Source organism: Bacillus sp. REN3 (assembly GCF_017912555.1).
GTDB lineage: Bacteria > Bacillota > Bacilli > Bacillales > Cytobacillaceae > Mesobacillus.
This window is the reverse complement of sequence record NZ_JAERSD010000004.1, coordinates 71,057-83,496: the sequence shown is the minus strand read 5'-3', so window position 1 is coordinate 83,496 and position 12,440 is coordinate 71,057. Positions and strand designations below refer to the sequence as shown.

Sequence of the window (12,440 nt, the reverse complement as noted above, 5' to 3'; positions counted from 1 at the left end):
CAAGATTGTGAAACGCCTATTTTAAATAGAAGGTTAATGTGTTAGTGTGAGATTATTAACAGTTTATTTGTTTTTAATACTGTTACAATCGCAATAATAAGATCTTCTCTAAATGGAGTTGACGTAAATGGACAAGAAAATCATTAAGGATAAATTAAACAGGCCGCTTCGCGATTTGCGGATTTCGGTCATAGATCGCTGTAATTTTCGCTGCCGGTATTGCATGCCTGCCGAGAAGTTCGGTCCCGACTTTGCTTTCCTGCCAAAGAGTGAGTTGTTATCATATGAGGAAATCGAACGGGTTGCGAAGATCTTCATTGGTTTGGGGGTAGAAAAAATCCGGCTAACAGGAGGGGAACCGCTGTTGCGGAAAGACCTTCCAATCCTCGTGGGGAAGCTTAACCAGATTGAGGGCCTCAAGGATATTGCGTTGACAACCAATGGGGTCCTGCTTCCGAAACATGCCAGGCAGTTGAAAGCAGCCGGGCTCAAGCGGGTCAACATCAGCCTGGACAGCTTGAAGGATGAACTATTTGGCCAGATCAACGGCAGGAATGTCGGTGTAGGACCTGTCCTTGAAGGAATCCAGGCAGCTAAGCAGGCCGGTCTTGGCGTTAAGATCAACACTGTCATCAAAAAGGGGCTGAATGATACTGAGATTTTGCCAATGGCTGAATTCTGCAAAAAAGAAGGCCTTGAGCTGCGCTATATTGAATATATGGACGTAGGGAGCACGAATGGCTGGAAAATGGATGATGTCATCACCAAAAAGCAAATCTATGATATCATTAGCGAACATTATGAACTGGAAAAAGTAGACCCTGATTATTTCGGAGAGGTAGCGAAAAAGTACCGCTATAAAGGAACGGATATCAACGTCGGATTCATTTCATCCGTGTCCGAATCCTTCTGCTCAAGCTGCACCAGGTCCCGTTTGTCTGCCAACGGCCAGATTTTCAACTGCCTTTTCAACGGCAATGGCCATGACATCCGTGATTTCATGCGCAATGGTGCTACGGATGAAGAATTGGAGCAGCGCATTACTGATATATGGAACCATCGGGCGGACAGATATTCTGATGAACGGACTGAAGAAACAGCCGCAAACCGGAAGAAAATCGAAATGTCCTATATTGGCGGATAAGATAAGACTCCCTAGGGGGTCTTTTTCTTTTGCCCTTGGCAAGTTTCTTGCAAAGTCAGGATTTGGGCATACTATGTTTCTGGATAAATCATATTTGGGTATAGTCGTAATGTCGTTACATCATTATACATGACTTGGAGAATGCTGGATGCTGAAAAGAAGATTGGATTTTTTATTTGTATTCATTTTGATTGTTTGTCTTTATATCGTATTCCTGAGCGACTACAGTAAACTGGTAAAAGGATCGGCAATCCTGTTTTACGCGGTGATCATCCTGGTCAGCATCTATTCACTGATCCTGGAGAATCGATCTGCCCAAAATACACTGCTTTGGATCTATGTTATGATCCTGTTTCCTGTGGCTGGTTACTTCTTTTATCTGTTTTCTGGACAGCTTTATTTGAAAGGTTATTTATATAAGAACAAGCGGACAAGGGACCGTGATCAATGGGAAAAGCTGATGAGGAATGAAGAATCCCGTGATTTGTCCTTCCTGATTGAAAATCAGATGTGTTTCGCCAGCTATGCGAAGAACGCTTCACTCACCCCAATTACGACGAGGTCGCGAGCGAAAATCCTCAAGAATGGCCCTGAGACTTTTTCTGAAATTAAAACCGAGCTGAGAAAGGCGGAAAAATTCATCCATCTTGAATATTATATTTTCAGGTCTGACAGGCTTGGGAAAGAAATTATCGACATCCTGATCGATAAAGCGAAGCAGGGCATCGAAGTACTGTTCATCTTCGATGCTGCCGGCAGCATGAATCTTGCGGGGAAGGATATTAAGGAAATGCAGGATGCGGGTATTAAAGTATTTCCGTTTTCTCCCCTGAAGTATGGATTCTTCAATCAAAAGTTCAATTTCCGCAATCACCGTAAAATCGTCATCATCGACGGAGAAGTTGGATTTGTCGGCGGTTTGAATGTTGGAGTCGAATATTTGGGAGAGGATGACAGCATTGGATTTTGGAGGGACACACATATGATGCTGACGGGCGAGGCAGTATATACGCTGCACAATGTATTCCTCCTTGATTGGGAATATGTCAGCGGGGAGCGCGTTTTGGAAAAACACCTTGCCGTGAAGAAACCAGAGGAAGCGGATGAGCTTGATGGTGCCATCCAGGTGGTGGCAAGTGGCCCAGATACCCAGCAAGGGATCATGAGCGACTTTTACTATACGATGATGTCCTGCGCGACAAAGTCCATCTGGATAGCGACACCGTATTTTGTCCCTGATGAAGCAATACGGACAGCACTCAGAGTGGCAGCTGCGAAGGGGATAGAAGTGAAGATCATGGTACCGGAAATCAACGACAGTTATTTTACCCAATATGCCAGCCGCTCCTATTTCGGTGAACTGCTCCGGAATGGTGCTGAAATTTATTCCTATAAAAAAGGTTTCCTGCATCAAAAGGTCATCATCGTCGATGGGAATCTTGCGACAATAGGGACAGCGAATATGGATATGAGGAGTTTCCATTTGAATTTCGAGGTGAATGTATTCCTGTTCGGGACAAGCTCCATCAGGGACCTTGTCGCGCATAATGAGGAGGATATGGAAGAATCGGAAAAGATCAGCCCAGTGCAATATTATAAAAGGGGACTGTGGGAAAGGACGAAGGAATCATTCGCCAGGCTGTTTTCAGGTGTATTATAAAAAGCAGGAGAATATTCTCCTGCTTCCTTGTAAACGATCAGGCTGTTCTATGCTGTATATCTTGGGAACAAAATATTGTTTTCCAGATGCACATGCATGAAGGTATGCGCTTCGAGCAACTCAAGGCGTTTGTACACGAGGCGGTAGGTGCCGCAAGCATCCATCGGCGGGTTGAAGTCCGACGTGATGTCGCGCAATTCCTTCAGGATAGATCCGGCAGCGTCATGTTCTTTTTCAAGTTCCGCGATTTCAGAGAGGATTTCGGTCCGTATTTCTTCCGCGGCATCTTCAAGTTCAAGTAGAAGCGGAAAAACTCTTGCCTCTTCTTTTGCGGTGTGCTCAAGAAGTTCATTCTTTAATTCACGGAAAAGTTCATAGACTTTCACAAGCTCGGGATGGCGCTCGCCATGGACTTTGGAAACCTTTGTCACATACGGGCTCAGCAATGACAGTTCTTCTTCCAGTTCGCGATGGTACTTACTCTTGATATGTTCGATAAGTGCTTTTGAATCTGTATCTGTCCAAGCCTCCATGTTCTCGGCCGAACCGCTATGCTTCTTATAGAGTTCTTCAAGATCTGCCATGATACCCTGCACATCAAGCGCCATTTCCGCAGCTGCATCCGCAAGCGGCCGATTCCCCCCACAGCAAAAATCAAGTCTGTTCTTTTTGAAAAGGTCGCTTGCCTGGGGAAACTGGTTGACGATATCTTTAACCAACGTGTTTTCATTAAAAGGCATGGTCATCACTAATACCTCCAATTTTTTTCTGGCTACAAATTAATCATAAAGGAAATGGGGGTATCACCTGGTGACCTGCATCACACATCGCAAAAATTTTTAGGCAATGTTATTGGCCGGTGGATTTTTGAATATTGGCTGGTTAGGATTTGATGGCATGAGGACTCTTCAAAAAAGCTTGAGCGTTTCCTTCGTGCAAGACTGAGCTCAAGGGAAGCCCGGTCATTCTGCAGGAATATGCGGCTGGGGGAGAACCTGGAGGGGCAAAATCATGAGGCGGTTTCCGGAAGAGAATTATCATTTTTTATGGATTTATGTTGTGAATAATTGAGCATTATAAGGGGAAATTGTGAGGTTTGTTATATTTCCTCTTTTCCATTAGTCTTATAATGTAAGAGGATGATTTCGCAAAAATTTAAGATTAGCCTGCAGTAGGAGCTGATAGTATGTTGGAGAAAAGAAATCCGATCCCGATCGGGGAGGCAGTAAGAAAAATAATGGAGCATAAGAAAACCGGCTCCACTGAGTTCGTCTCGATAAACGAAAGCTATGGCCGCTTCCTTTCCGAAGATTTGAAGGCGACAAGCGATGTGCCTCATTTTGACAGGGCCCCATATGATGGATATGCGATCCGATCTGCCGATACCCAGGAAGCATCTCAGGATAAAGCAATAGAGTTTGAAGTCATTGACCATATCGGAGCAGGAATGCTCACCGATAAAGAACTTGGCCCATTCCAGGCGGTAAGGATCATGACCGGGGCACAAATGCCTGTCGGAGCAGATGCAGTTGTCATGCTGGAGCTGTCGAAAGAGCAGGAACGTGACGGCAAAAAATATATGCAAACGAAAAAGAAGCATAAAAAGGGGGACAATGTTTCGTATCGCGGGGAAGATGCGAAAGAAGGTGAGATTCTTGTCAAGAAAGGAACCTTTATTAACCCAGGAATCCAGGCGATGCTCGCAACATTCGGATATGCACAAGTCCCCGTTGCCAAAAAGCCCGTCATAGGACTCTATGCCACTGGAACCGAGTTGCTGGATGTCCACGAGCCTTTGGAGCCGGGGAAAATCCGCAACAGCAATTCCTATATGATTTCTGCCCAGATCCGGCGCGCAGGAGCGGATGTGAAATATCTCGGACAACTCCCGGATGATTTCGACACCTGCTTTGAGGCTGTCAGCAAAGCGGTCAAAGAGGTGGATTTATTCATCACAACCGGCGGTGTTTCGGTTGGGGATTTCGACTATCTTCCGGAAATTTACGCCAAGCTTGGAGCAGAGGTGCTGTTCAATAAGGTTGCCATGCGTCCTGGGAGCGTAACGACTGTTGCCCAGCTGGACGGAAAACTCCTGTTTGGCCTTTCAGGCAATCCATCGGCCTGCTATGTTGGCTTCGAGCTGTTCGCTCGTCCGGCAGTCAGGGCGATGCTGTTCACGGAACAACCACATTTACGCAAGGAAAAAGCGGTCCTTCAGGCTGACTTCCCGAAAGCCAATCCATTCACAAGGTTTGTAAGGAGCGCGCTGACAATCGAGGATGGCAGACTTGTCGTTTCTCCAAGCGGCCTGGATAAATCCAATATCATCATGAGCCTTGCGGGAGCCAATTCCCTGATGATCCTCCCTGGCGGAACAAGAGGTTTTGAAAACGGCGATGATGTTGAAGTCTTGATGCTTGAGGATCATACAGGCAGTGAATGGCCTTGGTAAAGCCGGTAATCTTCCAGATTGCCGGCTTCCAGGACAGCGGCAAGACAACATTATCCCTGAAGCTGATTGAACAACTTTCACAATCGGGTTTGAAGGTCGCAACGGTCAAGCATCATGGACATGGAGGCAAACCGGATGTAAACGGCCAAAAGGATTCAGGGCGCCATATTACTGCCGGCGCCTCCGCTTCCCTTGTCGAAGGCGGTGGGAGGCTCCTCCTTCAGGCAGAAGATGGCGAATGGACGATCAAGGAAAAAATAGAGCTGCTTTCGTCTCTGGACCCTGATGTCATTTTAATAGAAGGGCATAAACATGAAAGTTTTCCAAAAGCGCTGCTCCTTCGCAATGAAGAGGATTTGTGCCTGCTGGACGAGCTTCAGGCAATCAAGGTGGTTCTCTATCATGATTCCAGATTGGAAAAGTTATTCAAAGAGCTTCCAATGCCCGCATTCCATATTGGTGACGACAGAGGGGAACACCTTATCCTGAGGCTTGTGAAAGAACAGGCAAATAGGTGAAAAACCCCATCTAAGAGAAAGCGGTGTTCATCAAATAGCAAAAAAGTCCTCCGTTAAGGCGGGAAAAGAGACTTTTGTCACTGTATCTCGATCCTTCCCCAGTTAGAATGTTAAAAGGGGTTAATGTTTGTGACATATGGGTCGAGGTGAGGGCAATGGAAATGCTTCAGATCTTTTTGTGGATAGTCTATCCTTATACGGTTGCCGCCATTGTGGTCATGGGGCTGGTTTGGCAGTACGATTCATCCAGGGAAGAAGGTTCACAAAGCAAGGCGGGAAGGCTTTTGGCCTATGCAGTCAAGGGATTGATGATTGTCTGCACAGTGACAGGAATAGCAATTGTATTGTCAGGCAGGCTTTCGAATGAACCGGTGCTCTTGTTGAAATGGCTGATAAGCCTAGCCCAATTGCAGCCGGATAAGGAATTGATCCTGGACATTTCCATCCTCTCAAAGATACATTTCATTTCTGTTTTCTTATTCTTGCTGATCCTGGCTTTCACGAAGGAAATTTCCTATCTGTTGAAACCGCATTTATACTTAAAGAAACTATTTTTGAAACTGCAATTGGAAAAAAGAGGCTGAACCTAACGGGATGTTAGATTCAGCTTTTTGTATTATATGGGAAAAAATCTCCCTTTTTGACAGTTCGGTGTCAGATGGCCTTTGCAGGCGGAAAATGTGATGAGGTTCACTTATTGGGTGTCGCTGCTCATTTATAGTTAAGGTAGGAATCAAAAGGGAGTGTAAATCATGAAATTATTTATGCCAAAACAGCACGGCGCCTGGGCCATGCTTGTCATCCCATTTTGGCTGGGCGCAGCAGCAGGCGGAATAGTCTGGCAGCATATCCCGTTTTTCATTGGCTGGGTATTATTATATCTTGCGACCTATCCAATGCTTTTGATGTTCAAAGGGAAAAAAATCCCGTATTATCGCAAATGGACACTGATCTACTTGGCGCCGGCATTGCTCTTCTTAATGGTACCGCTCTTCACGACGCCAACGATTGTGTATTTCGGTTTTTCAATGATCCCATTTTTCATCATCAATGCCTATTTCTCATCAAAAAATAAAGATCGGGACCTGCTGAATGATCTCAGCGCCATCGTAGTCTTTTCAATAGCAGGACTTGCCAGCAGCTATCTGCCGGCCGCATCGATCGGACGGGAGGCGATTCTCGTATTCGCCGCATCGATCCTCTTCTTCACTGGTAGTACCTTTTATGTTAAAACAATGATCCGCGAAAAGAGGAATGCCAACTATAAGTGGATTTCCTGGGTCTACCATCTGCTGGTTCCAATCCTTTGGGTGTCAGCGGGGGAGGAAGTGGCAGCGATCGCAGCACTCCCCAGCCTGCTCAGGGCTGTCGTGTTCTACGGAAGGCCGCTTACGGTCATCAAGGTAGGCATATACGAAATCGTCAATGCTTCCTTGTTTTTCATCATAATGTTATTTGCTATCTGAACAAACAGAAGCCGCCAGCATTCGCTGGCGGCTTCTGTTTTTCCTATTCTATGCTGCAAATTTCTGCGGAGCAGCCTTCACAATCAATTTCTTTTCGCAAATGGTTCATCGCATGGATGGTAATGAATCCCCTATCAATCGAAATGCTGCCAGCCTTGCGCATTTCACTGAGCAGCCGGTTGACAACCTCTCTTGACGTTCCACAAAAATTGGCAAGCTCCTGGTTTGTAAGCGACACATTGATTTTGACTCCTTGATCCGCTTCTACGCCATAGCTGTTGGCCAGCCTGATCAGCGTCGAATACAATGCTCCCTTTTTGCCATGAAGGACCAAATCCCTGAATCTTGTTTGCGATTTTCTGTGCTGCAGTGAAAGCCACTTGATCATTTCAAGGGCCAGGCCATTATCCCTGGCTAGCTCTTCCTCAAGTTTATCCTTATGGATGACGGCCACCGAACCGTTCTCAACCGCTCTTGCATTAATCATATGCTTGGCAGCAGGACTGAACAACGAGAGTTCCCCCACCAATTCACCAGCCGAACACATCCTGATTGTCAGTTCCCTGCCGTCCGGGACCATCTTGCTGATTTGGACTTTGCCGCTTTGGATAATATACAGTTCGTTAGCGGAATTCCCTTCTTCAAACAGGAAATCCCCCTTTTCGATGTTTTTGACTCTGTGGACTCTTTCAAATAATTTATTCAAATCTGGTGAAATAGCTGTTGCAGCCTGCATGTTATAACCACCTTATCATAGGCTGGGGAGTATACACCTAACCGTATCTTCGATTTTAATATAATTATATTGCAAAGAGTTGAAAATGAGCAATAAATTTGTGAATAGTTCACATATTTTTAATAAATTTGTTGATTTTTCAAAAATGTATTCTTATAATGAAAAGAACTTAAATTTATAATTATTAATCCGGATGAGTATTTATTCAAATGAGCGTTCATCCAAAAGGGGGAGAAAGTTGAAAGCAGCGATTATCGGAACATCTGGTTATGGAGGAGGAGAGTTGATCCGGATCCTGCAGGGGCATCCTGTCTTCGAAATAGATTCCGTCCATACAGCAAGGGATGAGCGGCCAGTATCAGAGGAGTATCCACATCTGACAGGGGTATTTGAAAAAGTCCTTGAAAAAATCGAGATTGATAGGATTGCAGAAGAGGCAGATGTTGTTTTTCTTGCAACACCGTCCAGGGTTTCCGGGAAACTTGCTGAGGGATTTCACGGAAAGGATATCAAGGTGATTGATTTATCAGGAGATTTAAGGTTGAAAGACAGGAACTCCTACAAAGAATGGTATGGACATGAACCCGTTGGGGAGACAATCCTTTCAGAAGCGGTATACGGTCTTAGCGAATGGAACAGGGAAGAAATCAAGAAAGCCAGGATACTTGCAAATCCAGGCTGCTATCCGACAGCTGCCCTCCTAGGCCTCGCTCCTGTCATCAAGGAAAGACTGGTCAACCCAGAGACTATCATCATCGATGCCAAGTCAGGGGTGACTGGAGCAGGAAGGTCCCCTTCAATGGGTACACTCTACTCTGAATTAAATGAAAATTTCAAAATCTATAAAGTGAATGAACATCAGCACATTCCAGAAATCGAGCAGCAGCTCTCGATCTGGGGCGGAAAGGAAGTCAAGGTTACTTTCAATGCCCATTTGATCCCAGTGGCCAGGGGCATCATGGCAACGATGTATGCAGAGCTGGGCAATGAATTGGAGACATCCACGCTGCTTGAATTATATGAAGAATTCTATCGGGAACATCCATTCATCAGAGTCAGGAAGGAAGGGGTTTTTCCCGCAATAAAGGAAGTAAGGGGTTCGAATTTTTGCGATATCGGGCTGCATGCAGATGGCAGGACAGGAAGGGTGACCATCGTTACTGTCATCGATAATTTAATGAAAGGCGCAGCAGGGCAGGCCGTCCAGAACGCCAATATCATGCACGGAATCGAGGAAAAAGCAGGACTTGAAATGATTCCAATATATCCATAAGGAGGTTCTCATGTACCAGGCAATGACAGAAAAACAGTTGATAAAAGAAAAGACCGACGGCGGTATTTTAGCTCCGAAAGGCTTTAAGTGCGATGGTGTCCATGCGGGACTCCGCTACAACAAGCTCGATATGGGGATGATCGTGAGTGAAACGCCTTGCAGTACAGCAGCCGTCTACACGACAAGCCACTTTCAGGCGCCGCCATTGCTTGTGACGCAGGATAGCATCAGCAAGGCGGGCAAAATCCAGGGAATCGTAGTGAACAGTGCCTGTGCGAATGCCTGCACGGGTGACCAGGGATACAAGGATGCCTTGATGATGAGGTCGCTCACAGCTAAGAAGCTGGGAATCGATGAGCATTTAATCGCGGTTGCATCGACAGGTGTGATTGGTGAATATCTTCAGATGGATAAAATCGCAGCCGGGATCGAGATGGCGGATCCAGGAAAAGAGTCCGAAAAGGCAGAAGCTTTCCAAACAGCTATCCTGACAACGGATATGGTCATGAAACGATGCTGTTACACTGCTGAAATTGACGGGAAAACCGTTTCGATGGGCGGGGCTGCCAAAGGGTCGGGAATGATTCATCCAAACATGGCCACAATGCTCGGCTTCCTGACAACAGACGCAGCAGTTTCTCCTGAACATCTTGAGGCTGCACTGAAGGAAGTCACCAACACCACTTTCAATCAAATCACGGTAGATGGAGACGTCTCGACTAATGACATGGTGATTGTGATGGCGAACGGGTCAGCAGGGAATGATCCCCTCCATCCCGGCCATCCGCAATGGGATGTCTTCAAAGGAATGTTGCGAGAAAGCTGTGCGAGCCTTGCGAAGCAAATTGCCCGTGATGGAGAGGGGGCGACCAAATTAATTGAAGTTTCTGTTAAAGGGGCAGTCTCTGATGAGGAAGCAAGGAAGGTCGCCAAGAAGATTGCCGGTTCCAACCTAGTGAAGACAGCCGTCCACGGAGCAGATGCAAACTGGGGGAGGATCATTGGGGCAATCGGCCAAAGTGAAGCCGAAGTGAATCCGAAAACGGTGGATATCTCCCTGGGATCCATCGCCATGCTCGAAGGCAGCAAGCCTGTTGCTTTTGATGAAGGAGAGGCCAAGGAATATCTTTTAAAGGATAATGTGCAAATTTTCGTTAATCTGCACCTGGCAGCTGGTGAAGGTTTGGCCTGGGGCTGTGACCTGTCTTATGACTATGTGAAAATCAATGCTAGCTATCGCACATAAAGGAGAGAATCTTTTGGATATCGTTGTCTTGAAATGTGGCGGAAGTGTTTTGGAAGAGTTGAAGGATGACTTTTTTGGAAGCCTGAGGGAACTGATTGAAAATGGGCATTACCCGGTGATTGTCCATGGCGGAGGACCGGCCATCAACAGGATGCTTGATTTCTTCGAGGTCGAGGCAAGCTTCCGTGATGGCTTAAGGGTAACATGTGAGAAGACGATGGAAATCGTTGAACTCGTTCTTGCTGGTGAGGTAAACCGCAAGCTCTGTGCCTTGCTGGCAAAGCATGGATTCAAGCCGATTGGATTGAACGGTAGCGATGGGGCTTGTCTTGAAGGAGACTTCATAGATCAATCGGCCCTTGGCTATGTAGGGGAGATTTCATCTGTCAACGCAGGACTGATCAAGATGCTGCTGGAGAATGGCTATATTCCGGTGATAACTCCAATTGCAACTGCGAAAGATGGCAGCAAGCTGAATGTGAACGGCGATTACGCCGCAGCCTCGATCGCCAAAGCACTAAATGCGGATCGATGCGCTTTTGTGACCAATGTTGACGGCATTATGGTCAATGGGAAAATCAAAGCCGAAATGACGGATCAGGAAATAGAGGCATCCATCGGAGATGGCAATATATACGGAGGAATGATCCCAAAGGTGAAATCGGCTCTGGCGGCCATGCACGCCGGGATACAAAAAGTGATGATCATTTCAGGGAAAAAACAATTTTATAAAAATAACAGCTGGCAGGGAACTGCTATAGCTGCAAAAGAGAGGGTTTTGAAATGAGCTATTTATTCCCTACCTATCAAAGGTGGGATATCGAACCAGCGAAGGCTGAAGGCTCTGTAATTTTGGGGAAGGACGGAAAGGAATACCTCGACTTTACATCCGGAATCGGTGTCTGCAATCTTGGCCATCGCCCGAAAGGGGTTGAACAGGCTGTCAAAGAACAGCTCGGATTGTTCTGGCATGTCTCCAATCTATTCCCGCAAACAGCACAGGAACAGGCTGCAAAATGCCTGGCGGAAGCCGCAGGGCTCGGCAGTGTATTCTTTGCCAACAGCGGAGCTGAAGCGAATGAAGCGGCTATCAAATTGGCAAGGAAAGCGACAGGAAGAACAAAGATCATTTCCTTCCTCCAATCGTTCCACGGACGGACGTTTGCCGGGATGGCAGCAACTGGACAGGACAAAATCAAGCAGGGATTCGGATCTATGCTGGAAACCTTTGTGCATGTTCCCTTCAACGATATCGCGGGACTTGAAAAAGAACTCGACATTGACACTGCTGCCGTCATGCTTGAAGTCATTCAAGGTGAAGGAGGCATACATGTAGCAGAGCCTGAATTCCTGAAGGCAGTGGAAGCGGCCTGTCGCAAATATGGGGCATTATTGATCATTGACGAAATCCAGACCGGAATTGGGCGAACCGGGAAACCATTTGCTTTTCAGCATTTTAATCTTACTCCCGATTTGGTTACGGTGGCGAAAGGGCTTGGAAGCGGCTTGCCAATCGGGGCGGTTATCGGCAGGGTGAGCCTCAACAAACATTTTGGCCCTGGAAGCCATGGTTCCACATTTGGCGGGAACCCTGTCAGCATTGCGGCAGCAAAGGCAACGATGGAGATTATCTTCGAACAAGGGTTTTTACAGCAAACAATAGATAAAGGACATATTCTTTTCGATTTGCTAGAAAAGGAACTAGCCAGTCTTGAAATTGTTAAAGAAATCAGGGGAATAGGGATGATGGCTGGGATTGAGGTGGAGGCTGAATTAAAGCCACTGCTTGCCGATTTAAGAAAAGCAGGCCTGCTTGCGCTTCCGGCAGGGGAAAATGTAGTTAGGCTGCTTCCGCCTTTGACCGTCAGGGTCCAGGAGATTGAAAAAGCTATGCTGATTATGAAGAATGCCTTCAGCACAGCAGATGCGGTTTCCTGAACTGACT

Annotated in this window: 12 protein-coding genes; 10 read left to right on the top strand and 2 right to left on the bottom strand. The window is 46.4% G+C overall.

Going from position 1 to position 12,440, the window contains the following annotated elements; translation table 11 throughout:
- Window positions 1-127 precede the first annotated feature (127 nt).
- Window positions 128-1,144 (top strand): GTP 3',8-cyclase MoaA, encoded by a 1,017-nt coding sequence (gene moaA / locus JJQ88_RS04785; protein ID WP_210364599.1) that lies wholly within the window; start codon window positions 128-130, stop codon window positions 1,142-1,144.
- Between the two features lie 148 nt (window positions 1,145-1,292).
- Window positions 1,293-2,804 carry a cardiolipin synthase gene (gene cls / locus JJQ88_RS04780; RefSeq protein WP_210364598.1) on the top strand — a complete coding sequence of 504 codons (1,512 nt, stop codon included), beginning with the start codon at window positions 1,293-1,295 and terminating at the stop codon, window positions 2,802-2,804.
- Window positions 2,805-2,851: 47 nt separating this feature from the next.
- On the opposite strand, the gene ric is transcribed toward cls, so the two are convergent.
- Window positions 2,852-3,550: an iron-sulfur cluster repair di-iron protein gene (ric, locus tag JJQ88_RS04775; RefSeq protein WP_210364597.1), complete on the bottom strand. Its 699-nt coding sequence runs from the start codon at window positions 3,548-3,550 to the stop codon at window positions 2,852-2,854.
- Window positions 3,551-3,990: 440 nt separating this feature from the next.
- On the opposite strand from ric, the gene JJQ88_RS04770 reads away from it, so the two are divergent.
- The 4 genes from JJQ88_RS04770 to JJQ88_RS04755 all read left to right on the top strand — a co-directional run bounded on the left by JJQ88_RS04770 (window position 3,991) and on the right by JJQ88_RS04755 (window position 7,240).
- Window positions 3,991-5,256, top strand: coding sequence for a molybdopterin molybdotransferase MoeA (locus JJQ88_RS04770; RefSeq protein ID WP_210364596.1), 1,266 nt, complete (start codon window positions 3,991-3,993; stop codon window positions 5,254-5,256).
- Window positions 5,244-5,774 (top strand): molybdopterin-guanine dinucleotide biosynthesis protein B, encoded by a 531-nt coding sequence (gene mobB, locus JJQ88_RS04765; RefSeq protein ID WP_210364595.1) that lies wholly within the window; start codon window positions 5,244-5,246, stop codon window positions 5,772-5,774. Before JJQ88_RS04770 ends, mobB begins: the two co-directional genes overlap by 13 nt.
- Window positions 5,775-5,929: 155 nt before the next feature.
- Entirely contained in the window at window positions 5,930-6,358 is a 429-nt protein-coding gene (locus JJQ88_RS04760) for a respiratory nitrate reductase subunit gamma (protein WP_210364594.1), read from the top strand.
- Window positions 6,359-6,526: 168 nt separating this feature from the next.
- Window positions 6,527-7,240, top strand: coding sequence for a YwiC-like family protein (locus JJQ88_RS04755; RefSeq protein ID WP_210364593.1), 714 nt, complete (start codon window positions 6,527-6,529; stop codon window positions 7,238-7,240).
- Window positions 7,241-7,283: 43 nt separating this feature from the next.
- On the opposite strand, the gene JJQ88_RS04750 is transcribed toward JJQ88_RS04755, so the two are convergent.
- Window positions 7,284-7,976: a Crp/Fnr family transcriptional regulator gene (locus tag JJQ88_RS04750; RefSeq protein WP_210364592.1), complete on the bottom strand. Its 693-nt coding sequence runs from the start codon at window positions 7,974-7,976 to the stop codon at window positions 7,284-7,286.
- Window positions 7,977-8,214: 238 nt separating this feature from the next.
- Between JJQ88_RS04750 and argC the strand changes: the two genes are divergently transcribed.
- The 4 genes from argC to JJQ88_RS04730 are packed head-to-tail and all read left to right on the top strand — an operon-like array spanning window position 8,215 to window position 12,433.
- On the top strand, window positions 8,215-9,249 hold the full coding sequence (gene argC / locus JJQ88_RS04745) for an N-acetyl-gamma-glutamyl-phosphate reductase (RefSeq protein ID WP_210364591.1): 1,035 nt from the start codon (window positions 8,215-8,217) through the stop codon (window positions 9,247-9,249).
- A gap of 10 nt (window positions 9,250-9,259) precedes the next feature.
- On the top strand, window positions 9,260-10,495 hold the full coding sequence (argJ, locus tag JJQ88_RS04740; protein WP_282597665.1) for a bifunctional ornithine acetyltransferase/N-acetylglutamate synthase: 1,236 nt from the start codon (window positions 9,260-9,262) through the stop codon (window positions 10,493-10,495).
- Window positions 10,496-10,508: 13 nt separating this feature from the next.
- Window positions 10,509-11,282 carry an acetylglutamate kinase gene (argB, locus tag JJQ88_RS04735; protein WP_210364590.1) on the top strand — a complete coding sequence of 258 codons (774 nt, stop codon included), beginning with the start codon at window positions 10,509-10,511 and terminating at the stop codon, window positions 11,280-11,282.
- Complete coding sequence (locus JJQ88_RS04730; protein WP_210364589.1) at window positions 11,279-12,433, top strand: acetylornithine transaminase; 1,155 nt, start codon at window positions 11,279-11,281, stop codon at window positions 12,431-12,433. Before argB ends, JJQ88_RS04730 begins: the two co-directional genes overlap by 4 nt.
- Window positions 12,434-12,440 lie beyond the last annotated feature (7 nt).

Excerpts from the sequence above, each read along its gene's own strand:
- moaA (WP_210364599.1), top strand. The coding sequence starts at position 128 with ATGGACAAGAAAATCATTAAGGATAAATTAAACAGGCCGCTTCGCGAT.
- cls (WP_210364598.1), top strand. The coding sequence starts at position 1,293 with ATGCTGAAAAGAAGATTGGATTTTTTATTTGTATTCATTTTGATTGTT.
- ric (WP_210364597.1), bottom strand. The coding sequence starts at position 3,550 with ATGACCATGCCTTTTAATGAAAACACGTTGGTTAAAGATATCGTCAAC.
- JJQ88_RS04770 (WP_210364596.1), top strand. The coding sequence starts at position 3,991 with ATGTTGGAGAAAAGAAATCCGATCCCGATCGGGGAGGCAGTAAGAAAA.
- mobB (WP_210364595.1), top strand. The coding sequence starts at position 5,244 with ATGGCCTTGGTAAAGCCGGTAATCTTCCAGATTGCCGGCTTCCAGGAC.
- JJQ88_RS04760 (WP_210364594.1), top strand. The coding sequence starts at position 5,930 with ATGGAAATGCTTCAGATCTTTTTGTGGATAGTCTATCCTTATACGGTT.
- JJQ88_RS04755 (WP_210364593.1), top strand. The coding sequence starts at position 6,527 with ATGAAATTATTTATGCCAAAACAGCACGGCGCCTGGGCCATGCTTGTC.
- JJQ88_RS04750 (WP_210364592.1), bottom strand. The coding sequence starts at position 7,976 with ATGCAGGCTGCAACAGCTATTTCACCAGATTTGAATAAATTATTTGAA.
- argJ (WP_282597665.1), top strand. The coding sequence starts at position 9,260 with ATGTACCAGGCAATGACAGAAAAACAGTTGATAAAAGAAAAGACCGAC.
- JJQ88_RS04730 (WP_210364589.1), top strand. The coding sequence starts at position 11,279 with ATGAGCTATTTATTCCCTACCTATCAAAGGTGGGATATCGAACCAGCG.